The organism is Streptomyces sp. NBC_00096 (assembly GCF_045041305.1).
In the GTDB taxonomy this organism is placed as follows: domain Bacteria; phylum Actinomycetota; class Actinomycetes; order Streptomycetales; family Streptomycetaceae; genus Streptomyces.
Genome location: NZ_CP108221.1, coordinates 903,632 through 926,875 on the forward strand (window position 1 = coordinate 903,632; position 23,244 = coordinate 926,875).

General features: G+C 71.0%; 22 protein-coding genes and 1 tRNA gene. 3 read left to right on the forward strand and 20 right to left on the reverse strand.

Annotated elements, in window-relative coordinates; all coding sequences use genetic code 11:
• Window positions 1–116 precede the first annotated feature (116 nt).
• The gene (ggt, locus tag OG904_RS03935; protein ID WP_405487390.1) at window positions 117–1,928 is read right to left on the reverse strand and encodes a gamma-glutamyltransferase; all 1,812 of its coding nucleotides are present in this window, start codon (window positions 1,926–1,928) and stop codon (window positions 117–119) included.
• 95 nt (window positions 1,929–2,023) lie between these two features.
• Between ggt and OG904_RS03940 the strand changes: the two genes are divergently transcribed.
• Window positions 2,024–2,749: a hypothetical protein gene (locus OG904_RS03940; RefSeq protein WP_405487392.1), complete on the forward strand. Its 726-nt coding sequence runs from the start codon at window positions 2,024–2,026 to the stop codon at window positions 2,747–2,749.
• Here the strand turns inward: OG904_RS03940 and OG904_RS03945 are convergent.
• From OG904_RS03945 to OG904_RS03970, 6 genes are all read right to left on the reverse strand, one after another.
• Window positions 2,709–3,992, reverse strand: a complete 1,284-nt coding sequence (locus tag OG904_RS03945; protein ID WP_405487394.1) for a cytochrome P450 — start codon at window positions 3,990–3,992, stop codon at window positions 2,709–2,711. The two genes, OG904_RS03940 and OG904_RS03945, sit on opposite strands and share 41 nt — an antisense overlap.
• Before the next feature lie 80 nt (window positions 3,993–4,072).
• Window positions 4,073–4,606, reverse strand: a complete 534-nt coding sequence (locus OG904_RS03950) for a hypothetical protein (protein WP_405487396.1) — start codon at window positions 4,604–4,606, stop codon at window positions 4,073–4,075.
• Window positions 4,603–6,054 (reverse strand): ATP-binding protein, encoded by a 1,452-nt coding sequence (locus OG904_RS03955; RefSeq protein ID WP_405487398.1) that lies wholly within the window; start codon window positions 6,052–6,054, stop codon window positions 4,603–4,605. Before OG904_RS03955 ends, OG904_RS03950 begins: the two co-directional genes overlap by 4 nt.
• 9 nt (window positions 6,055–6,063) lie before the next feature.
• A complete protein-coding gene (locus tag OG904_RS03960; protein WP_405487400.1) occupies window positions 6,064–6,747 on the reverse strand; it encodes a response regulator in 684 nt (227 codons plus the stop codon).
• Between the two features lie 89 nt (window positions 6,748–6,836).
• On the reverse strand, window positions 6,837–8,522 hold the full coding sequence (gene murJ / locus OG904_RS03965) for a murein biosynthesis integral membrane protein MurJ (RefSeq protein ID WP_405487402.1): 1,686 nt from the start codon (window positions 8,520–8,522) through the stop codon (window positions 6,837–6,839).
• A complete protein-coding gene (locus OG904_RS03970) occupies window positions 8,519–9,694 on the reverse strand; it encodes a lipid II:glycine glycyltransferase FemX (protein ID WP_405487404.1) in 1,176 nt (391 codons plus the stop codon). The genes murJ and OG904_RS03970 overlap by 4 nt, the downstream gene beginning before the upstream one ends.
• 265 nt (window positions 9,695–9,959) lie before the next feature.
• Here OG904_RS03970 and OG904_RS03975 point away from each other — a divergent pair, with 265 nt between their 5' ends.
• Both OG904_RS03975 and OG904_RS03980 read left to right on the forward strand, forming a co-directional pair.
• A complete protein-coding gene (locus OG904_RS03975) occupies window positions 9,960–11,123 on the forward strand; it encodes an Ig-like domain-containing protein (RefSeq protein ID WP_405487406.1) in 1,164 nt (387 codons plus the stop codon).
• A 109-nt stretch (window positions 11,124–11,232) separates the two neighbouring features.
• Window positions 11,233–12,858: a CocE/NonD family hydrolase gene (locus OG904_RS03980; RefSeq protein ID WP_405487408.1), complete on the forward strand. Its 1,626-nt coding sequence runs from the start codon at window positions 11,233–11,235 to the stop codon at window positions 12,856–12,858.
• A 52-nt stretch (window positions 12,859–12,910) separates the two neighbouring features.
• Here the strand turns inward: OG904_RS03980 and OG904_RS03985 are convergent, their stop codons facing one another.
• From OG904_RS03985 to OG904_RS04045, 13 genes are all read right to left on the reverse strand, one after another.
• Entirely contained in the window at window positions 12,911–13,804 is an 894-nt protein-coding gene (locus OG904_RS03985) for an amino acid ABC transporter permease (protein ID WP_405487410.1), read from the reverse strand.
• Window positions 13,801–14,445 (reverse strand): amino acid ABC transporter permease, encoded by a 645-nt coding sequence (locus OG904_RS03990; protein WP_405487412.1) that lies wholly within the window; start codon window positions 14,443–14,445, stop codon window positions 13,801–13,803. The genes OG904_RS03985 and OG904_RS03990 overlap by 4 nt, the downstream gene beginning before the upstream one ends.
• 17 nt (window positions 14,446–14,462) lie before the next feature.
• Window positions 14,463–15,389, reverse strand: a complete 927-nt coding sequence (locus OG904_RS03995; RefSeq protein WP_405487414.1) for a glutamate ABC transporter substrate-binding protein — start codon at window positions 15,387–15,389, stop codon at window positions 14,463–14,465.
• Window positions 15,390–15,400: 11 nt separating this feature from the next.
• Window positions 15,401–16,144: an amino acid ABC transporter ATP-binding protein gene (locus OG904_RS04000; protein WP_405487416.1), complete on the reverse strand. Its 744-nt coding sequence runs from the start codon at window positions 16,142–16,144 to the stop codon at window positions 15,401–15,403.
• Between the two features lie 107 nt (window positions 16,145–16,251).
• Window positions 16,252–16,692, reverse strand: a complete 441-nt coding sequence (locus tag OG904_RS04005) for a DUF6278 family protein (RefSeq protein WP_405487418.1) — start codon at window positions 16,690–16,692, stop codon at window positions 16,252–16,254.
• Between the two features lie 138 nt (window positions 16,693–16,830).
• Window positions 16,831–17,610: an exodeoxyribonuclease III gene (locus tag OG904_RS04010; protein ID WP_405487420.1), complete on the reverse strand. Its 780-nt coding sequence runs from the start codon at window positions 17,608–17,610 to the stop codon at window positions 16,831–16,833.
• Window positions 17,611–17,640: 30 nt separating this feature from the next.
• Window positions 17,641–18,273 carry an MBL fold metallo-hydrolase gene (locus OG904_RS04015; RefSeq protein WP_405487422.1) on the reverse strand — a complete coding sequence of 211 codons (633 nt, stop codon included), beginning with the start codon at window positions 18,271–18,273 and terminating at the stop codon, window positions 17,641–17,643.
• A 44-nt stretch (window positions 18,274–18,317) separates the two neighbouring features.
• Window positions 18,318–18,392 (reverse strand) — tRNA-Trp (locus OG904_RS04020).
• Window positions 18,393–18,422: 30 nt separating this feature from the next.
• Entirely contained in the window at window positions 18,423–19,013 is a 591-nt protein-coding gene (locus tag OG904_RS04025) for a hypothetical protein (protein WP_405487424.1), read from the reverse strand.
• A complete protein-coding gene (locus OG904_RS04030) occupies window positions 19,010–20,170 on the reverse strand; it encodes an ROK family glucokinase (protein WP_405487426.1) in 1,161 nt (386 codons plus the stop codon). Before OG904_RS04030 ends, OG904_RS04025 begins: the two co-directional genes overlap by 4 nt.
• Window positions 20,171–20,186: 16 nt before the next feature.
• Window positions 20,187–21,086, reverse strand: a complete 900-nt coding sequence (locus OG904_RS04035) for an ATP-binding cassette domain-containing protein (protein ID WP_405487428.1) — start codon at window positions 21,084–21,086, stop codon at window positions 20,187–20,189.
• Window positions 21,056–22,123, reverse strand: coding sequence for an ABC transporter permease (locus tag OG904_RS04040; protein WP_405487430.1), 1,068 nt, complete (start codon window positions 22,121–22,123; stop codon window positions 21,056–21,058). The genes OG904_RS04035 and OG904_RS04040 overlap by 31 nt, the downstream gene beginning before the upstream one ends.
• Entirely contained in the window at window positions 22,120–23,139 is a 1,020-nt protein-coding gene (locus OG904_RS04045) for a sugar ABC transporter substrate-binding protein (RefSeq protein WP_405487432.1), read from the reverse strand. Before OG904_RS04045 ends, OG904_RS04040 begins: the two co-directional genes overlap by 4 nt.
• Window positions 23,140–23,244: the final 105 nt, after the last annotated feature.

Below are 23,244 nucleotides of genomic sequence, written 5' to 3' on the forward strand. Positions count from 1 at the left end.
CGCCGGCACGAGGGCCCGCCACGGGGTACGAGCACCTGTCACGAGTGCCCGTGATGAGCACTCGTGACGAGCACCCGTTACGAGTGCCCGTTACGAGTGCCCGTGATGAGCACCCGTTACGAGTGCCCCTGCGGGTACACCACCATCGCCGAGCCGCCGCCCCGCCGGGTCTTCTCCGCGGCGGCCAGCCAGCGCCCGTCGGGGAGCCGCTGGACGCCGGTGGCCGCGCCGATCTCCGGGTTCTGCCGGAAGCCCTGGCCGAGGGCCTCCAGCTCGGCGCGGACCGGGCTGTTCCACAGACCGGGCTCCAGCTCGGTGGTGGTCTGGTTGCGCTGGCTGGCGCGCGGCGCGGCGATGGCGTCGACCAGCGGCAGCCCGCGGTCCAGGTGCCCGATCAGGGTCTGGAGCACGGTGGTGATGATGGTCGCGCCGCCCGGCGAGCCCACGGCCAGCACCGGACGCCCGTGCTCGAGCACGATGGTCGGGGACATCGACGAGCGCGGCCGCTTGCCGGGGCCCGGCATGTTCGGGTCCGGTACGCCGGGGGCGGCCGGGGCGAAGGAGAAGTCGGTCAGCTCGTTGTTGAGCAGGAAGCCGCGGCCGGGAACGGTGATGGCGCTGCCGCCGGTCGACTCGATGGTCAGGGTGTACGAGACCACGTTGCCCCAGCGGTCGGCGACCGTCAGGTGCGTGGTGTTCTCCCCTTCGTACGTGGTCGGGGCGGCCTTCCCGGCGCCGCCGCAGGCGGCCGGGTGACGCGGGTCGCCCGGAGCGAGCGGGCTGGTCAGCGTCTTGCCCGGGTCGATGAGGCAGCCGCGCGAGTCGGCGAACCGCTGCGAGAGCAGCTCCCGCGTGGGCACGTCCTCGGCGGCCGGGTCCCCGACCCAGCGACCGCGGTCGGCGAAGGCGATCCGGGAGGCCTCGATGTAGCGGTGCAGGTACTGGGTCTCGGTGAGCGAGCCGAGGTCGGTGCGCTCCAGGATGTTCAGCGCCTCGCCGACGGTGGTGCCGCCGGAGGAGGACGGGGCCATGCTGTAGACGTCCAGACCGCGGTAGCCGATCCGGGTCGGCTCCTGCCGCTTGGTCGCGTACGCGCGCAGGTCGCCGGTGGTCAGATCGCCCGGCCGCACGACGCGGGTGGCGGCCGGGTCCACCGGGGGCTTGCGCACGGCCCGGACGATGTCCTCGGCCAGCGGGCCCCGGTAGAGCGCGCCCACACCCTTGCGGCGGAGCTCGGCGTACGTGGCCGCCAGGTCCGGGTTCTTGAAGGTGGAGCCGACCACGGGAAGGGCGCCGCCCGGCAGGAAGAGCTTCCTGGTGTCCGGGAAGTCCTTGAAGCGGTCCTGGTTGAGCTCGGTCTGCGCCCGGAAGGTGGAGTCCACCTCGAAGCCGTCCCGCGCCAGTTTTTCGGCGGGCTTGAGGAGTTCGCCGAGCGACCGGGTGCCCCAGGCGTCGAGCGCGCTCCGCCAGGTGGCCGGGGTGCCGGGGACGCCGACGCCGCGGCCGCTGGTCTGGCCCTCGGCGAAGGGGATGGGGACGCCGTTCTCCTGGAACAGGGTGGCCGTGGCCGTCGCCGGAGCGGTCTCGCGGCCGTCGATGGTGCGTACCCGGCCGGACCGCGCGTCGTAGTACACGAAGTAGCCGCCCCCGCCGATGCCGGCCGAGTAGGGTTCGGTGACCCCGAGCGCGGCGGCCGTGGCGACGGCGGCGTCCACGGCGTTGCCGCCGGAGCGCAGGACGGCGATGCCGACGGCGCTGGCGTCGGCATCGACGCTGGCCACGGCCCCGCCGTAGCCGGTGGCCACCGGTACCTTCGCCGGGGTCCCGGCGGCGTCCGCCTGCGCGGACGGCGCGGCGGCGCCGGTGGAGACGAGCGCGCCCGCGAGTGCGAGGAGCGCCAACTGACGTGCTGCGGCAGGACGTCGCATCCGTACCTCCAGTCGATGGCCCGACGGCCCTGCTGGCCCAGGCCTGCGGGCACTGTACGCGTCAGCACGAGACCTTGCGGGTTAACATCCCGGCCATGAACGAAGACGTGCGCAACATCGTGCTGGGGGTGGCGGCCACCGCCATCAGCGGCGGCTTCGGCTGGTTCGCCCGGACCTACCTGTGGCGCCGCGCACTCCGCCGCAAGCAGGCCTTCTTCGGGCTGCCGGCCGGCTCCGACTGCCTGTTCGTGGCCAACCGCCAGATGGGCGGCACCGACTCCTCGCTGCACCGCAACGACGCCTTCGCGCTGCTGGAGATATCCGCCCTGATCAAGGACTGCGGGGCGAACGTGCAGATCGTCACGCACGACGGGGCCCGCCAGGGCTTCGGCGAGCGGGCCGAGTTCTGTGTGGGCGGGCCTTCCTCCAACGCCCGGACGACGGCGCACCTGGCCTCGATGCTCCCCGGGGTGCGGATCGTCGTCTCCAGCGAGCCCGTGCCGGACCGCGGGGCGATCACCGTCGGCGGGGAGACGTACCGCTGGGACAAGGGCCTCGTCGAGTACGTGCTGCTGGCGCGGCTGACCGCCGGACAGGGCTCCCGGCCGGTGTTCCTGCTGTGCGGGCAGACCGCCATCAGCAATCAGGCCGCGGCCCGCTACCTGGCCAGGCACCACCGGCGGCTGGCCCACGACTACGGCGGCGACTCCTTCTGCATCCTGCTCAAGGTGATCAACTCGGATGCCTACGGCCCCGACGTGACGGAACTGGTCGCCGACGTCACCGGCCCGGCCCGGACACCCGCAGCGGCAGCCGTGTGATCCCGTTGATGAAGTTCGACACCAGCCGGCGGGGCTCCCCCGCGAGTTCCGGCGCGGGCATGGCCGTGCGCCACTCCTCGTGCAGGACGCGCAGCTGGAGCCGGGCGAAGTGGGCGCCCAGGCAGACGTGCGGGCCGTCGCCGAAGGAGACGTGCGGGTTGGGGGCGCGCCCGAGGTCGAGGCGGTCCGGGTCGGTGAAGGACCGTTCGTCGTGGTTGGCGGAGGCGTGGAAGACGACCACCTTGTCCCCGGCGCGGACCGGCTGACCGGCGAGTTCGGTGTCGGTGGCGGCGGTGCGGCGAAAGCTCAGCACCGGCGGGTGGACGCGCAGGAGTTCCTCGACGGCCCGGTCCACCGGGACCCGCCCGCCGGCGAGCAGGGCGTACGCGTCCGGATCGCGGGCCAGGGCGAGCAGCCCGCCGGGGGCGGCGCTGCGCACGGTGTCGTTGCCCGCGACGGTGAGCAGGAAGAAGAACATCTCCAGCTCCGCCTCCTCCAGTCCGGCGAGCGCGAGGGCGGTCATCACGTCGTCGCCGGGGTGGGCCCGCTTGTACGCGGCCAGTTCGCGGGCGTACGCGAACATCTCGCCCAGCAGGGCCGGGGAGCGCGGGTTCAGCGGCTTTCCGTCCGGACCGAGCGGCGGAGCGGGGGCGTCCTCGGGGTCCTGGTAGCCGATGATCCGTACGGTCCACTCCAGCAGCAGCCCCCGGTCGGCGGCCGGGACGCCCAGCAGGTCGGTGAGGTTCAGCAGCGCGTACTCGTCGGTGACGGCGCGCACCAGATCGGCCGTGCCGTCCTCGGCGCCGTCCCGGGCGGAGCGCAGCAGCGTACGGGCGCGTCCGCGGACGCGGGCGCCGAAGGCGTCCACACGGGCCGGGGTGAAGGCACGGGCCACGGTCCGGCGCAGTTTCCCGTGCTCGGGGGGATCCTGGTTGAGCATGGTGCGCCGTAGGAAGGGCAGGTCGGCCGGGTCGGGGTCGCGGATCTGGGTGGCGCCCAGGTGGGAGGAGTACGTGGTGTGGTCGCGCAGGACCCGGACCACGTCGGCGTGCCGGGTGACGGCCCAGAAGCCGGGGCCGGCGGGCCAGCCGAGGATCTCCGGCTCGCTCTGCCAGGCCACCGGACGGTGGTCGCGCAGCAGGCGGTAGCTCGCGTGCGGGATGCCTTCGGCGTAGAGGCGGGGGTCGAAGACGTCGGGGGTGTCCACCGCTCGCTCCCGGGTGACGGCAGGGCCTGGGTCCATGGGTCACACGGTGACGGTGAGCGGGACCGGCCCGCAAGGGGACGCACGCGCACCGGGTCCGGCACGGCCGCTCGGGCAGCTCAGCCGCCGTCGCCCTCGCAGGTCACCTCTTCCGGTTTCTCGCGTTCCTGCTTCTCGTCGGTGCCGTAGAGGGTGACGGTGGGGGCCGGGCTGATGCGCACCGCCGACAGGGCCGTGCACGCCAGCTGACGACGGGCCAGCGCGGAGAGCGGTTTGACCGGGAAGGCCAGGTAGATGCGCAGGCTCACCCCGTCGGCGCCGATGATCATCGAGGTCTTGTCGACCGTCCCGCCGTCCAGCGGCGGGAGCCGGGTGGTCAGGCCGGCTTTCCGGGCGGTGTCGCTCGGACCCGTCAGCAGCGCCACCAGGGAGTCCCCCCGGGCATGTTTGGCCGAGCCGGGGAGCAGCACCGGAACCAGCCCGCCATCGGGCGAGACGAAGTACAGCAGCTCCGGATCGGGCTCGGTGGCCAGACCCACGGTGCCCGCGCGGCCGCTCTCGACGACCCCGGTGGTGGCGATCCCGCAGCCGGTGGCGAGCAGGATCGGGCCGATCAGCGCGACCGCGGCCAGGGCCTTGCGCACCGGGTTCACGTACGGGCCTCCAGCGGCATGTCGAGGGTGAAGAGCGCCCCTCCGGCGGGGCCGTTGGCCGCGTGCAGGGTTCCGCCGTGCAGCCGGACGTTCTCCAGGGTGATGGCCAGGCCCAGGCCGCTGCCCGTGGAGCGGGTGCGGGCGGCGTCGGCCTTGAAGAAGCGGTCGAAGATGTGCGGCAGCACCTCGGGGGCGATGCCGGGCCCGCTGTCGGCGACCTCGATCAGCAGCCGGTCGTCCCCGGGCCGGGCTTCGGTGCGCACCCTGACCCGGACGGGGGCCCCGCCGTGTCTGAGGGCGTTGCCGACGAGGTTGGCGAGGACCACGTCGAAGCGGCGCGGATCGAGCCGGGCGCGGATGCCCGGGGGCAGGTCGGTGCGGATCCGGCCGTCGGTCCAGTGGCGGCGTTCCAGGGTTTTGGTGACGGCCTCGGCGACGTCGACCTCGTCGAGGTTGAGTTCGGCGGCGCGGGCGTCGAAGCGGGATATCTCCATGAGGTCCTCGACGAGCACGGCGAGCTTGCCGGTCTCGGCGCTGATGAGGTGCAGCGCCTTGGCGGTGTCGGGGTCGAGGTGGAGGTCCTCGGCGCCCTCGTCGAGCACCTCGGTGACGGCGAGCATCCCGGCGAGCGGGGTGCGCAGTTCGTGGGAGACGTCGGCGGCGAAGCGGCGGGCCCGGGCCTCGGCGTCCCGCAGTTCGCTGACCGACTGTTCGAGGGCGCGGGCCGTCTCGTTGAAGGTGCGGGCGAGTCCGGCGAGTTCGTCGGCTCCGCGGACCTCGATCCGGGTGTCGAGCCGGCCGCGTCCCAGGCGCTGGGCGGCCTTGCGCATGTCCCGTACCGGTCGCAGGACGCTGCGCGCCGCGAGCAGGGCGGGGATGACGGCGATCGCCAGGCCCGGGACGGCGCCCTGTCTGGCGGCGCCGACCATGGCGTCCACGGTCATCTGCTCGGTGTCCAGGGGCACCACGGCGTAGAAGACGGCGCCGGTGGTCTCGTGGCCCCCGTTGTACCGGAAGACGGCGGGCATGGCGACGACGAGGCAGGGGTTGCCGCGGCGGTCCTTCACGCGCTGGAAGGCTCCGTGCGGGTTGGTGCTCACCTGCCGGCGGATCTCCGCGCTGACGACCGTGCTCGTGGTGGTGGCCTGGTTCGAGGAGGCGCGCAGGTTTCCGTACTCCCCGTACACGATCCAGGGGTGTGGCTGGCCGCGTTTGCCCAGGTCGGTGGCTATGCGCTGGAGGTCCTGCTGGTCCACGGGCAGCCGGAGCGTCTGGGTTTCGACCAGGTCGCGCAGGGTGCTGACGGCGGTGTCCTGGCTCTGCTTGAGGATCGCGTTGCGGGCCTGCTGGTAGGTGAGCGCGGCCGTGGTCACCGCGGAGATGGCGGCGACCAGCAGGAAGGCGGCGATCAGCCTGGTGCGCAGGCCTAGCGGTGCGAAACGTCTCACCCGGGGCGCCTAGAGCGGGCCGAAGCGGTAGCCGAAGCCGCGCACGGTCTGGACGTAGCGGGGGGCGGTGTCGGGCGCCTCTATCTTGTGGCGCAGCCGGCGCACGCAGGCGTCGACCAGCCTGGCGTCGGCGTGGTAGCTGTGGTCCCACACGTATTCGAGGAGCTGCTGGCGGGAGAAGACCTGCTCGGGCGAGGCCGACAGGTGCATCAGGAGCTTGATCTCGCTGGGGGCCAGCGGGACCCGCTCGCCGTTCTTGGCGACGGTGAGGCCGGAGCGGTCGATGGCCAGCTCTCCGTGGAACTCCACCTCGTGCCGGCCGCCGGCGGGCTCGCTGAGGCGGCGCAGCACGGCCTTGATGCGGGCTTCTATGACCTCGGTGCGGGCGGGTTTGACGATGTAGTCGTCGGCTCCGGCCTCCAGGCCGACGACTATGTCGAAGTCGTCGCCGCGCGCGGTCAGCATGATGATCGGCACCTGACTGGTCTCGCGGATCCTGCGGCAGACCTGGACGCCGTTGATGCCGGGCAGCATGAGGTCGAGCAGGACCAGTTCGGGGTGGAAGGTGGCCATCAGGCCGAGCCCGGCCTCGCCGGTCTCGGCGGCGCTGACCTCGTGGCCTCTGCGGCGCAGGCCGAGGCCCACCCCCTCCCGGATGGAAGGGTCGTCCTCGATCAGCAGTACGCGTGGCATCGGGACAGTATCCCAGGCTCTTCGAGCGCTCTCCTCCCGCCTTCGGCCGATCTGCGGCGGCCGGAGGCGGGACCGGAGTCGGGACCGGGTCAGCGCCCGGACCTGCGCCGTACGGAGTCGAGCAGGTCGGTGATCTCCGTGAGCCGCAGCGGCCGGGCGAGGAGGACGACGCCGAGGAGGATCACCGCGGTGCCCGCCGCGGCGCCGGCCAGGTTCCCGAACCGGTCGGCGGAGCGCGCGGCGGCGTACCCGGCCGCGGCCGCCGGGGCGCAGGCGGCCAGGAGCCGCAGGTGCGTGCGTACCGCCGTGGTGCGCCGCTGCGTCCGGGTCCCGGCGCGCGGGCCGAGCCGCCGGGCGAGGACGTACGCGGTGACGGCCGCTCCCGCGGTGAAGGCGATCGAGCAGGCCGCGGCCATCCCCGTGACCGCCCAGCGCGGCGGCAGCAGCAGGTACGCGGCGGCCGAGAGCCCGGCGTTGAGGGCGGCGATGACCAGGTTGAGGAAGAAGGGGGTCCGGGTGTCCGACAGGGCGTAGAACCCGCGGGAGAGCACGTACTGCGCGGAGTAGGCGATCAGGCCGGGCGCGAAGGCCGCCAGCATGCCGGCCATGACGGCGACGTCCGCGGCGCCGGTGCGCCCGTACTCGAAGACGCTGCCGATCACCCAGGGGGCCAGGGCCGCGAAGAGCGCGGCGGCCGGGACCACGAGGGCGGCGCTGGAGCGCAGCGCGTAGGAGACGTCCGCGCGCACGCGTGCGAGGTCGCCGTCGGTGGCGGCGGCGCTCATCCGGGGCATGAGGGCGGTGACGAGGGAGACGGTGACGATGCCCTGCGGGACCATCCACAGCAGGTAGGCGTTGCTGTAGGCGGTGTAGCCGGCGCCGCCGGCCAGGCCCGCGTCCACGGCGCGCTGTCCGGTGGCGGTGGACAGGCGGGTCACGACCCAGTAGGCGAGCTGGTTGGTCAGGACGAGCAGGACGAGCCAGCCCGCGTTGCGCAGCGGGCGGGCCAGGCCGCTGCCGCGCCAGTCGAAGCGGGGGCGCCAGCGGAAGCGGGCGGCGCGCAGCGAGGGGATCAGGCCGAGGGCCTGGACGACGATGCCGGCGGTGGTGCCGATGCCGAGCAGCCGGGTCTCGGAGTCCGTCAGCGTGCCGCCCGCCCCGTGGGAGACGAGGAGGAAGAGGCCGAAGACGGAGATGACGACGAGGTTGTTGAGGACCGGGGTCCACATCATGGCGCCGAACCGGCCGCGGGCGTTGAGCACCTGCCCGAGCAGGGTGAACAGGCCGTAGAAGAGTATCTGCGGGAGGCAGTACCGGGCCAGGGCCACGGTGGTGGACTCCTGGCCGCCGGTGTAGCCGGTGTACGCCGAGACGATGAGCGGGGCGGCCAGTACGGCGGTGGCGGTGAGCACCAGCAGTGCGGCCGTGCAGACGGTGAGCAGCCGGTCGGTGTACGCGGCCCCGCCGTCCTCGTGCTCCTTGGCGGCGCGGACCAGTTCGGGGACGAAGACGGCGTTGAGGGCGCCGCCGATGAGCAGGATGTACAGGATGTTCGGGACGGTGTTGGCGACGGCGTAGCCGTCTCCGAGCAGCGTGGTGCCGAGGGCGGCGACGATCACGGCGGAGCGGACGAAGCCGGTGGCGCGGGAGACGATCGAGCCGGCGGCCATGACCGCGCCGCTGCGCAGCACCGAGGTCTTCTTCGGCGCCGCGTGCCCGGCGTCGGACTCCGCCCCGGCCCGGTCGGTGGCCGCTCCGGTGTCTGCGAGGGTCACCGGCGGGCCATGTACGCCTGGAACGCCTTGTAGAGGGCCGTGTTGGTGTATCCGTCCATCGAGGTCTCCCACTCGCCGAGGGTTTCGACCACGTGCCCGCCGGTGCCGAGCTTCCAGCGCAGCAGCCCGAAGGACCGTTCGTCGGGGTCGAGGGTGGAGGGTACCCCGCGCATGTCGTATTCGTCCGCTCCGAGTGCATGTGCGTCACACATCATGCGCCACTGCAGGGCGTTGCTGGGGCGGACCTCCCGGCGGTGGTCGGCGGAGGCGCCGGTCTGGTACCAGACCCGGCTGCCGGCCACGATCATGGTGTGGGCTGCGAGGACCTCGCCCTGGTGAACGGCCAGGTAGAGCCGCATGCGGCCGGGTTCCTCGGCGTTGAGGACCTCGTACTGCTGCCGGTAGTACGCGAGTGAGCGGCCGAGTGCGAAGCCGTCGCGCTCCTCGGTGATGCGCAGCAGCCGGTAGAACTCGGGCAGGTCGGCGGCGGTGCCGGTGACCGTCTCGACCCCGGCCTTCGTGGCCTGGCGCACATTGCGCCGCCATTCCTGGTTCAGGCCCGACCACAGGTCGTCGAGGGAGCGTCCGGCGAGCGGGACGCGGAAGACGTGGCGCGGCTGGGCGTCGCCGTCGTCCTCGCCCCCGCAGCGCTTCCAGCCGCGGGTGCGCAGCCGGTCGGCGAGCGCGGCGCCGACCGGGTCCACCTCGGTGGCGAGCACGTCGGAGATCTGCCGGCCCGGGCCGGTGCCCGCCTTGGCGTCGGCCGCGGACCAGCGGCGGTAGGCGGGGGTGGGGCCGATGCGCACGGCGAAGGCGCCGGACGCCCTCAGGTGGTTCCTGAGGGGGGTCAGCCAGCGGTCGATGTGCGGGTCGGCCCAGTCCGCGACGGGACCCTCGGGCAGATAGGCGAAGTATTTTCGGGTGCCGGGGAATTGACGGTAGAGGACCAGGGCGGCGCCCTCGATCTCATCGCCCGGGTAGTGCCATCCGACCCTTTCCGAGCGCCAAAGGTCCTTTACTCCGGCCCAGGACGGGTACTGGAGGAAGCTGGCCCTGCCGTGCCGGGAAATGAAACCCAGATATTCCGGTACGGACAGGGAACGCACGGTGAGCTCCCGCTCCCGAGGTCGGGGCTGGTGCTGCTGGGCGGGGGTAACGAGCAGTGCGCACACGGCGGTTCGGCCTTCCTCTACGTCCGAAGCGGGGTATGCACAGGACTCTCACAGCCGTCCATGACCGATGTGCGCGGCGATTGTGACCGGACGATGACCGTATCGCTGCGGTGCACGTCACAGACGGAATCCTGATCTTTTCCGCATCCCGTGCAACCTAGAGTCGTGTCGTTCGCATCCTCGTTTGCGAACGGTCATTACTTCGGAGGGGTTTTCGTTGAGCCGCACACGCCGGATCAATCGGGTTCGCAGTCGCCATGCCGTGGTGGCGGGTACCGCACTGCTGGCCGCCGCGCTGACCGCCTGCGGCGGTGGCGGCGGCGCGGGCGATGCGGCCAAGTCGGAGATCAAGCAGAAGCCGGACATGGCGGTTTCGGTGAACCTCACCGGCGACCAGGTCAAGGCCGGTGAGCCGGTGACCGTGACGATCGCGGAGGGCAAGCTCGCCTCGGTGAAGGTGACGGACGCCAAGGGCGGGGAGCTGGCCGGGCAGATATCCGCCGACGGCAAGACCTGGAAGTCGGAGCGCAACGCCTCGGCGGGCGCCGACTACAAGGTCGAGGCCCAGAACACCGACAGCCAGAGCGCCACGACGACGTTCAAGACCTCGGCCGCCGACAAGGTGAACAAGGTCTCGATCAACATCGGCAAGGGCAGCACCGTGGGCGTGGGCCTGCCGGTCTCGATCGTCTTCGACAACCCGGTGAAGAACAAGGCCGAGGTCGAGAAGCAGCTGAAGGTCACCACCTCGAACAACACCGAGGGTTCCTGGGGCTGGATCAAGGACTACTCGGGCAAGGACCGGGTGGACTGGCGGCCCAGGGAGTACTGGAAGTCCGGCACCGACGTGAAGGTCGACATGCACCTGAACGGCGTGGACTCCGGCCCGGGCGGCGGCATGTTCGTGAAGGACTACAACACCGAGTTCAAGATCGGCAAGGATCGCCGGATGAAGGTGGACCTCGACACGAGCAAGATGTCGGTCACCGAGAACGGCCAGAACGTCGACACCATCCCGGTCTCGGCCGGCACTCCGGGCGGCCAGAAGGCCTCCTGGAGCGGGAAGATGGTGCTGATGCTCAAGGAGGGCACGATCCGGATGAACTCCGAGACCGTGGGCCTCGGCAATGCCTACAACAAGGACGTCGACTACTCGATCCGGCTGACCTGGTCGGGCATGTACGTGCACGCCGCGCCGTGGAACAACGGCAACTTCGGCCGCGCCAACACCAGTTCGGGCTGCGTGGGCATGAGCGACGCCAACGCCAAGGCCTTTTTCGCGGCGTCCCAGGTCGGCGACCCCCTCGAGGTCGTCGGCGACGGCTCGAAGGGCAACGCGGACATCGGCAACGGCTACGGCGAGTGGAACCTGTCCTGGGAGCAGTGGCAGGGCAAGAGCGCCCAGACCGGGGCCCCGCAGAGCGGCTGACCAAAGTTCAATCGTTACCGGCACGTAACTTACTCACGGGTTACTACCGGTAAGCCCCTCCCGTTACCGTCGGGTCACTTTGACACCCGGCACACGCGAGGAGCGATCGATGGTCCGCACGGTCCGCACCACCAGCACCGCGACCGCCATGGCAGCCGTACTGGCAGCAGCCGCCCTGGGCCTGGCCCCCCATCAGGCCCAGGCGGCCCCTGCCACCACCGCCACAACCACCGCCGCCACGACCACCGCCGGCACCGTCCCGGAAGCCTCTTCGGAGCTCCGGTTCCACGACATCCCCGGCTCCGGCGGCATCACCCTCAAGGGCAACGTCTTCACCCCCTCCGGCGCCCGGCCCGGCGCGAAGTACCCGCTCATCGTGCTGCCCACCAGCTGGGGCCTGCCGCAGATCGAATACATCACCCAGGCCAAGAAGCTCGCCGACTCCGGCTACGTGGTGGTCAGTTACACCTCCCGCGGCTTCTGGCTGTCCGGCGGCGAAATCGAGACCGCCGGCCCGGCGGACACCGCCGACGTCTCCGCCGTCATCGACTGGGCGCTCGCGAACACCGCCGGCGACCCCGCCCACATCGGCCTGGGCGGGGTCTCGTACGGCGCCGGCATCAGCCTGCTCGCCTCCGCGCGCGATCCGCGCATCAAGGCCGTGGTCGCGCTCAGCGGCTGGGCCGACCTCATCGAGTCCATCTACTCCGGCCGCACCCAGCACCTCCAGGCCGCCGGCCTGCTCGGCGGCGCCGGATTCCTCACCGGCCGCCCCGGACCCGAACTCCAGCAGATCCTCGGCGACTTCCTCGGCTCGAAGCTCGACAGGGAACCGCAGATGATCGAGTGGGGCAAGCAGCGGTCCGCCTCCGAGAAGGTGGACCAGATCAACGCCAACGGCGCCGCGATCATGCTCGGCAACGCCTGGGGCGACACCATCTTCCCGCCCAACCAGTACGCGGAGTTCTTCGAGAAGCTGACCGGCCCCAAGCGCCTCGAATTCCGCCCCGGCGACCACGCCACCGCCGAGGCCACCGGCCTCTTCGGACTGCCCAACGACACCTGGACCAACGCCCACCGCTGGTTCGACCGCTACCTCAAGGGCGAACTCAACGGCGTGGACACCGAGGCCCCCGTGCAGATCAAACCCCGCGGCGACGGCGGCTACGAGGGCTACGCCGACTGGAAGTCGGTCGGTTCCGGCGGCACCGAGAAGCTGATGCTCTCCGACAGCGAGCACCTCTTCGCCGGCGTCGACTCCGGCGCCAACGGCGGGGTCGTCCTGCTGTCCAACGTCCTCGACCAGTTCTTCCAGGCGCCCCCGACCGCCTCGATCCCGCTGCTCCCCCGCGCCTTCGCCGCCGTCTGGCAGTCCCCGCGCCAGGACGCGGACCGGCGGGTGCGCGGCACCGTCAGACTGCACACCACCCTCACGCCGACGAAGTCCGACGGCACCTTCGTCGCGTACCTCTACGACGTCGGCCCGCTCGGCTTCGGCAAGCTGATCAGCAACGCCCCGTACACCTTCCACGGCAGGCCGGCCGGCCGGTCCTTCGGCGTGGACCTGGAGCTGTTCTCCACCGCCTACGACGTCCCGGCCGGGCACCGTCTCGCGGTCGTCGTCGACACGGTGGACCCGCTGTACATCGAGCACAACCCGACCGGGGCGCAGCTGACCTTCTCCTCGCCGCGCACCGATCCCTCGTATGTCTCGGTGCCGCTGCGCGAGCAGTGATCCACGGCTGCAACCGGGCCGGGTGTGGCTCTCGGGGGCTCGGCCCTCCGGGTCAGATCCGGCCGGGCGGCGCCGCTCCCGGCCCGGCCACGTCCAGGTCGATGCCGATGTCGACCGCCTTCGTCTTGGGGCTGTGCCGCTCGCGCCGGGCCACCCAGGTGGCGAGCCAGGACAGCAGCATGCACATCCCGATGTAGATCGGCGAGATGATCATCACCACGGGGATGAAGGGCAGGTCGTAGTCGAGGTTGGAGGCGATCAGCTTCCCCGCGTGCAGGAACTCCTCGTAGGTGATCAGGTAGCCGAGCGAGGTGTCCTTCAGGGCGACCACCAGCTGGCTGATGATCGTGGGCAGCATGGCCCGGACCGCCTGCGGGGCCAGGACGTGCGTCATCACCTGGGTCTTGCGCATGCCCAGGGCGTACGCGGCCTCGCGCTGGCCCCTCTCGACCGAGTTGATGCCGGTGCGGAAGACTTCGGCCAGCACCGAGCCGTTGTACAGGGTCAGTCCGGCGACCAGCGCGGGCAGCGGCTGGACCTTCAGCGCGACGAAGATGAAGAAGATCATCACCAGTACCGGCATGGCCCGGAAGAACTCCACGCACAGCGTGGACAGCCAGCGCAGCGGCCGGTGGACCGAGAGCCGGCCCGTCGCGAGCACCGCGCCGAGCACGACCGAGAGCACCGAGGCGTAGGCGAAGGCCTTGAGGGTGTTCCAGAGCCCCTTGAGCAGCAGCTCCTGGATGCCCTTGTACTCGAAGGGGGTCCACTTGGCGGCGGTGAACTGGTCGGTGTCGAAGAGCAGGTGGAGCAGCCAGCCGAGCAGCCCGAGGATGACGGCGGTCGAGGCGATCCCGTAGAGGAAGTGGCGGCGCTGGGCGCGCGGGCCCGGCAGGTCGTAGAGGGCGGTGGACTCCAGGTCCCCGCGGAGCGCGTGCGCGGTCATCGGGCGACTCCGTAGCGCTTTTCGAGCACGTTGAAGAGCGCGCTGATGGACAGGGTGATGATCAGGTAGCCCACCGCGATCCAGATGAAGGTCCAGATGATGCTGTAGCCCAGCTCGTTGAGGGTCTTGTACGTGCCCAGCAGCTCGGTGACGCTGAAGGCGCCGGCGATCGCCGAGTTCTTGGCGAGCGCGATCAGCGTGGAGCCGATGGGCGGGATGACGGAGCGGAAGGCCTGCGGGAGCACGACCGTGCCCAGGGTCTGCCCGAAGGACATGCCCAGGCTGCGGGCCGCCTCGCCCTGGCCCTTGGGCACGGTGTTGATGCCGGAGCGCAGGACCTCGCAGATGAAGGCGGAGGTGTAGCAGCCCAGTGCCAGGACGGCGAAGAGCTGGAAGGGCAGGACGAGGCCGAAGCGCGGCAGGCCGAGCAGGACGGCGAAGAAGAGCAGGGTGAGCGGGGTGTTGCGCAGGATGGCCACCCAGACGGTGCCGAAGACCCGGAAGGAGCCGACGGGGGCGACCCGGAAGGAGGCCATCAGGAATCCGAGGACCAGGGCCACGAGGGAGGCGTAGACCGTGAGTTCCACGGTGCCGAGGAAGCCCTTCCCGTAGAGCGAGAAGTTGTCGGTGAGTACGTCCATGGCTGTGCGCTGTCCCCTCAGCCCGCCGGGTAGCGGTCGATGGCGGGCGGTTTCGGGGCCGGCTCGCCGGACAGGCCGAGCGTGGCCTCGTAGGCCTTCTTCCAGTTGCCGTCCTTCTCGTTCTCGGCGAGGGCGTCGTCGAGGGCGAAGCGCAGCGCGTTGTCGGAGCGCGGGACGCCGATGCCGTAGGGCTCCTCGGAGAAGGGCTTGCCGACCACCTTGAGCTCCTCGGGCACCTTGGCCGCGTAGCCCAGGAGGATGGAGTCGTCGGTGGAGACGGCGTCGACCTGGTAGGTCAGCAGGTTGTCCACGCAGACCGAGTACGTGTCGTAGGCGACGAGGACCGCCCGGGGGAACTCCTTCTGGAGCCGCTGGTAGGGGGTGGAGCCGGCGGCCGAGCAGACCTTCTTGCCCGCGAGGTCCTCGGGGCCCTTGATCGCGGTCTCCCCCTTGCGCACGAGCAGGGACTGGCCGGCGGGGAAGTAGGGGCCCGCGAAGCCGACCTGCTTCTTGCGGTTGTCGTTGATCGTGTAGGTGCCGACGTAGTAGTCGATCTGGCCGTTCTGCAGGGCCGTCTCGCGGTTGGCGGAGGCGATCGTCTTGAACTCGATCGTCTTGGGGTCGAAGCCGAGCGAGGCCGACATCATCTTGGCGATCTCGATGTCGAAGCCGGAGTAGCGGCCGCTCGCGGGGTCCTTCTCCCCCATGTACGGCTGGTCCTCCTTGGCGCCGACCACCAGGTGGCCGCGCCGCCTGGCCTTCTCCCAGGTCGGGGAGGAGGGCAGCTGGAAGCCGGTGGCGACCTGGTAGGCGGGCAGGTCCTCGGGCTGCGGGCCCTTGACCGGCGGGCTGCCGGACTTTCCGCAGCCGGTGACGGCGCCCAGCAGCACGAGGGCGAGGACGAGGACGGGCAGTGGCAGGGCTCCGGCACGCGGGTGTCTCATCGGGCCGCCCCTCAGTGCTTGAGGATCTTGGAGAGGAAGTCCTTGGCCCGGTCGCTCTCGGGGGCGGTGAAGAAGGCCTCCGGGGTCCGGTCCTCGATGATCCTTCCGTCGGCCATGAACACCACGCGGTTGGCGGCGGAGCGGGCGAAGCCCATCTCGTGCGTGACGACCACCATGGTCATCCCCTCGGAGGCGAGCTGCTGCATGACCTCCAGCACCTCGTTGATCATCTCCGGGTCCAGCGCGGAGGTGGGCTCGTCGAAGAGGAGGGCCTTGGGACTCATGGCGAGGGCGCGGGCGATGGCCACGCGCTGCTGCTGGCCGCCGGAGAGCTGGGCGGGGAACTTCTCGGCCTGGTTGGCGAGGCCGACCCGTTCCAGCAGCTCCCGGGAGCGCTTGTCCGCCTCGTCCTTCTTGCGCTTCCTGACCTTGATCTGGGCCAGTGAGACGTTGGCGAGGACCGTCTTGTGCGCGAAGAGGTTGAAGGACTGGAACACCATGCCCACGTCCGCGCGGAGCGCGGCGAGCTCCTTGCCCTCGGCGGGCAACGGCTTCCCGTCGAGGGTGATCGTGCCCGACTCGATGGTTTCCAGCCGGTTGATGGCCCGGCACAGGGTCGATTTCCCGGAGCCGGAGGGGCCGATCACCACCACCACCTCCCCGCGGCCGACGGTGAGGTTGATGTCCTGGAGGACGTGCAGTTGTCCGAAGTGCTTGTTGACGTCCCGCAGCTCGATCAACGGATCGACGGCCATACGCTGCCCTGCCCACTTGTCGGTGTGTCGAGGTCAGCGCAAACTATCCAGCCACGGAAGGGCACTTCACCGCGACACGCCTAAAAGCCGCATAAAGGCCTGCGAGGTCAGTCTTCCGAGGCTTCCGCGTACGCCTGGCTGAGCTCGGGGGAACCGGTCATCGCCCAGGACACCCCCGACTCGACCACGTTCAGCTCGCGGCCCGAGGCCAGCCTGATCATCGGCTGACCGTTGGGCCACACCTGCCATGCGGCGCCCGGGACGGACCGGACGATCACGGTCCCGAGGTAGAAGCCCGCGTCGTTGCCGAGCCACGGGGTGATCTCCGGGTCCCGGCGCCAGCGGGGCATCAGCTGGTCGAGCTCCTCCAACGAGCGCGGATCCTCATTGAGTTCGAGGCCGGCCGACCGCGCGTGGGCGCGCAGCATCTCGCATTCCGCGAACAGCTCGTTGATCCCCTCGGGGTCGTCCGCGAGGCCCGCGGCGAGCCCCGCGCCCTGTTCCTTTTCGTGTCGGTTGATCCAGTTGGCCAGGAAAGGGATGTTCATAAGCCCAGCCTGACACCCGGATCCCCGGCGGGCTACGGGGCGCGCCTGAAGGATCACCTGCCGCGGGGGACATTCCGTGTGCGGCGCGGGCCCGCGGTGCCGGGTGTCGCGGGCCCGGCAAGATCCGGAAGGGCCGGCCTAGACCTCCAGGTCGACGACGACCGGGGCGTGGTCGGAGGCGCCCTTGCCCTTGCGCTCCTCGCGGTCCACGTAGGAGTCGGTGACGGCCTTGGCGAAGGCCGCGTTCCCGTAGACCAGGTCGATGCGCATGCCCTTGTTCTTCGGGAAGGCCAGCATCCGGTAGTCCCAGAAGGTGTACGGCCGGTCGTACTTGAGTGCGCGCGGGAAGACGTCCGAGAGCCCGGCGGCCCGCAGCTGTTCCAGGGCGGCGCGCTCGGCCGGGGTGACGTGGGTGGCGCCCTCGAATACCGACGGGTCGTAGACGTCCTCGTCGGTCGGGGCCACGTTGAAGTCGCCGAGCACAGCGAACGGGCGCGGACCGGCCGCGTCTTCGGCCACGGCGGCGCCCAGGGCCCGGAACCACTCCAGCTTGTAGCCGTAGTGGTCGTGCTCCACCTCGCGCCCGTTGGGCACGTACACCGACCAGACCCGCACCCCGCCGCAGGTGGCGGAGATGGCCCGGGGCTCCTGGACGCCCTCGTACTCGGGCCCGCCGGGCAGGCCCACGACCACGTCCTCCAGGCCCACCTTGGAGAGCAGCGCCACGCCGTTCCACCTGCCGGTGGCGTTGACGGCCGACTCGTACCCCAGCTCGCGCAGCTCCTCGTACGGGAACTGCGCCTCGGAGCACTTGGTCTCCTGGATGCACAGGACGTCGGTGCCGGAGCTCTCCAGCCAGGCCAGCAGGCGCGGCAGCCGGGCGGTGATCGAGTTGACGTTGAACGTGGCGATACGCATGACGTCCAACCTACCGCCCGGCACCGACAGTCACAGGTCTGTGCTGTCCCCGGCGGTGAGTCGGGTGTGCGGGGAGCCCGCGAGCTTCTCCAGGGCGAAGTCGTAGACCGGGCGGGCGATGTCCGCGAGGTAGGCGTCGTGGATGTCGATCGCCACGCGCGGCTTCACCTCGCGGACGTAGTCGATCACCTCGGCGATCTTGTTCCAGGGTGCGTGCACCGGCAGCATCAGGGTGTCCACGGGGGCCTCGGGCACGGTCAGCGCGTCACCGGGGTGGAAGAGGGATCCGTCCACCAGGTAGCCGACGTTGGTGACCCGCGGCATGTCGGGGTGGATCACGGCGTGCAGCTCGCCGTACACCTGCACCTCGAAGCCGGCGGCGCTGAAGGCATCCCCGTGGCCGACGGTGTGCACGCGGCCCGGATAGGCCGGCGCCAGCTTCTCCGCGACGCTGCGCAGCGTCCACAGCCGGGCGTCCGGGTTCGCGTCGAGGGCGGCCCGCAGCCGGCCCTCCTCGAAGTGGTCGGGGTGCTCGTGGGTGACGAGCAGGACATCGGCCCCGAGGCCGGCCTCCGGCTCGCTGAAGGCGCCCGGGTCGATGACGAGGACGCGCCCGTCCTTCTCCAGCTGGACGCAGGAGTGCAGCCGCTTGGTGAGCTTCATGATCCAAGGCTAGCGGGGCGGGCCGGCGGGCCACGGCAGGAAGGCGGAACCGACCGGATTCGAACCGGCGTCCTCGCGATTTTGGAGACCGCGCGCGACGACCTCTGCGCTACGGCTCCGCCCCGCCCCGCACTGTACCCGCGGCAGGCCTACGGCACGGCCGTGGAGACCACGTACACCTTGGGGTACGTCGGTTCGGTGAGGTCGACGGTGATGTCCCGGGTGGGCCGGGGGTTCTCGGCGTCCAGGGTGATCCCGTACCAGGCGTCCTTCGGGCCCCAGCGCCAGCCCGCGGCCGCCGCGTCCTCCGCGGAGATCGAGACCCCGCGGGTCAGAGCGTCCCGGCTGGTGCCGACGTCGGCCAGGAAGGTGTCGAGCTCCTGCGGGGTGACCCCGAACTGGACGTACAGCCGGCTGGTGTGCCAGTTGTTGGTCTCCAGGTACCCGACCCGCGAGGCCGTCATCGGGATCGGGACCTCGTAGACGCTGCGCTGCACCTTCGAGGGCCAGGCCGTGCGCACCTTGGCGGCGCCGATCTTGGCGGCCTTGTCGCGGCCGCTCTGGCGGCTCTGCTGCGCGGAGACGGCGAGGTAGCCCGCCGGGACGCCGACCAGCAGCAGGATGATGATCGCGGTGATCCAGCGGCGCCGCACCACGTGCTTGCGGTCCTCGGCGGGGGCCGGCGCGGTGGGCCGCTCGTCGGGGGACGGGGCCTGGTGGGGCAGGGAAGGCGGTGTCACTGCTTTTCCTGCTCCTCGGGGCCCGTGGTGTCGCGCCGGCCGAACTGCGCGTACCGCTCGTAGCGCTCGACGCGCCGGCGGGTGGCCCGGCGGAAACGCCGGGCGACGAGCCGCGCGAGGTCGGCCGCGCCGACCATGCCGGCCTCGGGGCCCAGCTGCGCCTTGGCGATGCGGGCCTCGGGGCGGTAGCCGCGTCCGGTGAGGTGGCGGCGGAAGGCGTCGCGGGCGGGGCCGATCAGCAGGTCGTCGGCGGCGCTGACGCCGCCGCCGATGACGAAGCAGGAGGGGTCGAGGGCGGCGGCGAGGTTGGCGATGCCGACGCCGAGCCACTGCCCGATGTCCTGGAGGAGCTCGATGCACATGGCATCGCCCTCCCGGGCCAGCTCGGTGATGAGCGGCCCGGTGATCTCCGAGACGTTGCCGCCGACCCTGGCGATGATGTTGTACGCGACCGGGGAGTCGGCGGCGGCCAGCTCGCGGGCCTCGCGGACCAGGGCGTTGCCGGAGCTGTACTGCTCCCAGCAGCCGCGGTTGCCGCAGGGGCAGCGGTGCCCGCCGGGCACGACCTGCATGTGGCCGAACTCGCCGGCGACCCCGTAGCGACCGCGCTTGACCTGGCCGCCTTCGAGGATGGCCCCGCCGATGCCGGTGCCCAGGGTGATCATGACGAGGTGGTCCTCGCCGCGGCCGGCGCCGAAGCGCCATTCGGCCCAGGCGGCGGTGTTGGCATCGTTGTCCACCATGACCGGGACCGCGAGCCGGGACTGCAGGGCGTCGCGCAGCGGCTCGTCGCGCCAGGCCAGGTGGGGGGCGAACAGGACGCGGGAGCGGTCGGCGTCCACCCAGCCGGCGGCGCCGATGCCGACCGCGTGCACGTCGTGCCGGTCGGAGAGGTCGAGGACCAGCTCGACGATGGTGTCCTCGACGACCTTGGGGCTCTTGGACTTGTCCGGGGTCTCGGCCCGGATCTTCTCCAGGATGACCCCGTCGGCGTCGACGACGCCGGCCATCACCTTGGTGCCGCCGATGTCGATGCCGACGGTCGGAACGCGCGGGGCGGTCAGGTGTGACCGGCGCTCACGGGTCCCGATGGTCCGCAGGACGGTGCCTCGCGCCGCCCCCCGGTGGGCGAGCGTGAAGTCCCGGTACGTGCTCATCGAGTCGTGTCGTCCCTCATGGTGCGGTGGTGCCCGGAGTGGGGCCGGATGCGTTGTCAGACCCTGATTCTGCCACTCGCTCCAGTTCGTGGCTCAGTTCGTCGAGCTCGGAGCCGCCCGCCATCTGCCGGGTGAGCTCGTCCAGGGTGATCGAGTCGCGGGTGTGGCTGCCCGCCATGGTGCCGCGCTTGAGCAGCACGAAACGGTCCCCGACCAGGTGGGCGTGGTGCGGGTTGTGGGTGATCAGGACCACCCCGAGGCCGGCGTCACGGGCGGCGGCGACGTACTTGAGGACCACCCCGGACTGTTTGACGCCGAGGGCGGCGGTGGGCTCGTCCAGTACGAGGACCTTCGCGCCGAAGTGGACGGCGCGGGCGATGGCCACGCACTGGCGCTCGCCGCCGGACAGGGTGCCGATGGGCTGGTCCACGTCCCGCAGGTCGATGCCCATGCGCAGGAGCTCGGCGCGGGCGGTCTCCCGCATGAGCTCCACGTCGAGGCGGCGGAAGGGACCGCGCCCCTTGGTGGGCTCGGAGCCGAGGAAGAAGTTGCGCCAGACGGGCATGAGCGGGACCACGGCGAGGTCTTGGTAGACGGTGGCGATCCCGTGGTCGAGGGCGGCGCGCGGGTTGGCGAGCACCGTCTCCTCGCCCTCGATCTCGAAGGTCCCGGCGTCGTGCCGGTGCAGCCCCGCGATGATCTTGATGAGGGTGGACTTGCCGGCGCCGTTGTCGCCGAGGACACAGGTGATCTCGCCCGCGGAGACCTCCAGGGAGACGCCCTGGAGGGCGCGGATGTTGCCGTAGTACTTGCTGACGTCGGTCAGCTTCACCAGGGCGGGGCCACCGGTCGGTGCCGCTTCGGCCGGTGCTGCTTCGGTCGTCTTCACTTCGCCTCCGCCCGCTTGCGGACCCATGCGTTGAGCAGCGTGGCCAGCAGCAGCATGGCGCCGAGGAAGAACTTGAACCAGTCCGGGTTCCACTGCGCGTACACGATGCCGTTGCTGGTCATGCCGAAGATGAAGGCGCCCACGGCGGAGCCGATGGCCGAGCCGTAGCCGCCGGTCATCAGACAGCCGCCGATGACGGCCGCGATGATGTAGAGGAACTCGTTGCCGACGCCTTCTCCCGACTGGACCACGTCGAAGGAGAAGAGGATGTGCTGGCCGGAGATCCAGGCGCACAGCGCGACGCCCATGTACAGGCCGATGCGGGTCTTCACCACGGGGACACCCGTCGCGCGGGCGGCGTCCGCGCCGCCGCCGACGGCGAAGATCCAGTTCCCGGCGCGGGTGCGCAGCAGGATCCAGGTGGCCACGGCGACCAGGACCAGCCACCACAGGATGGTGACCTTGAGTGTGACGGAGCCGAAGCTCCACTGCGAGGCGAAGAGCGCGCGGGCGGAGGCGAAGCCCTCCATGTCGGCGATGGTCTTGGTGGAGACCGAGCCGCTGATCAGTTTGGTGAAGCCGAGGTTCAGGCCGGTCAGCATCAGGAAGGTGCCGAGCGTGATGATGAAGCTCGGCAGTTTCGTGCGGGTCAGCATGAACCCGTTGAAGAATCCGATGGCCAGGGTGACCAGCAGCGATACGAGGACGCCCACCCAGACGTTGGCGGTCATCTGGTAGCTGAACATCGAGCTGAACAGCGCCGAGGTGGTGACCATGACCCCGGCGGACAGATCGAACTCGCCGCCGATCATGAGCAGGGCCACCGGGACGGCCATGATGCCGATGGTGGAGGCCGAGTACAGGATCGTACTCAGGCTCGAGGCCCGCAGGAAGCTGTCCGCGGCGAAGGAGAAGAACACGAAGACGGCCGCCGCGCCGACCACCGCGCCGAGCTCGGGCCGGCCGAGCAGGCGGCGCAGCAGCGAGGTGGGCGCGAGCCGCTCGTCGCCCGGGCCGGGGACGGGTGCGGGGGCCGAGGAGCGGGCCGGGGCGGAGGCGCTCATCGGCTGCCCCGGTTGATGAACTTCTCCAGGGTGGCGGCCTCGTCCGCCGTGACGATCTGCGGCCCGGTGAGCACCGGACGGCCGCCGCCGAGCACGTCGGCGTTGTAGCGGTGGAGCCAGAGCAGGTCGACGGCCTCGTAGCCCTGAAGGTAGGGCTGCTGGTCGACGGCGAATCCGAGGGCGCCGGACTTCAGGTCGCGGGCCACCGAGGCGTTCAGGTCGAAGGTGTCCACCTCGGCCTTGCTGCCCGCCGCCTCCTTGGCCTTGACGGCGGTGGGGGCGAAGGGCGCGCCGAGGGTGACGATGGCGTCGACGGAGGGGTCGGCCTGGAGCTTGGCCTGGAGCGCGGACTGGACGGACGGCATGTTGGTGCCCTCGACGTACAGGTTCTCCATGCTTCCGCCGCCCTCGGCGAACGTCTTCTTCGCTCCGGCGCAGCGCTGCTCGTGGCCGACGTTGCCCTGTTCGTGCAGGACGCAGACGGCCTTCTTCCTGCCCCGCTTGGCCAGCTCCGTGCCGACCGCCTCGCCGGCGATCTCCTCGTCCTGGCCGATGTGGGTGAGCGCCCCGTACGCCGCGGACTGGGCGGATCCGGAGTTGACCGTGATCACCGGGATGCCGGCCTTGGTGGCCTTGGCGAGGACGTCCTTGAGGGCCTCGGGCTTGGCGAGGGACACGATCAGCCCGTCGACCTTCTGGTCGATGGCGTTCTGGACGAACTGGGCCTGCTGCTGAGCCTGGTCGTCGTGGGCGTAGACGAAGTTGATGTTGTCCTTCGCCGCGGCCTCCTTGGCACCCTTCTGGACGATGTCCCAGAAGGTGTCGCCATCGCCCGCGTGGGTGACCATCGCGAAGGTCCAGCGCGGGGTGGAAACGGCGGGCCGGCCCGCCGCCTCGGCCTTCGCGCGGTCCTCGGCGCGCTTGCCGCCCGTACTGCTGCAGCCCACGAGGGAGGCACCCAGTACCGCCGCGAGCACCGCGCCCACGAGGCGTACCCCTGTCCGAACCCTAGCCACGTCTGCCCGTGCCTTTCGCTTGTCCCGCGACCGCCGTCCGCCGCGGCCCCGGTCGTCAAAAACGGTCATTTGTTTCACGCCGCAGCCGCCCAGTATCCGTCACAG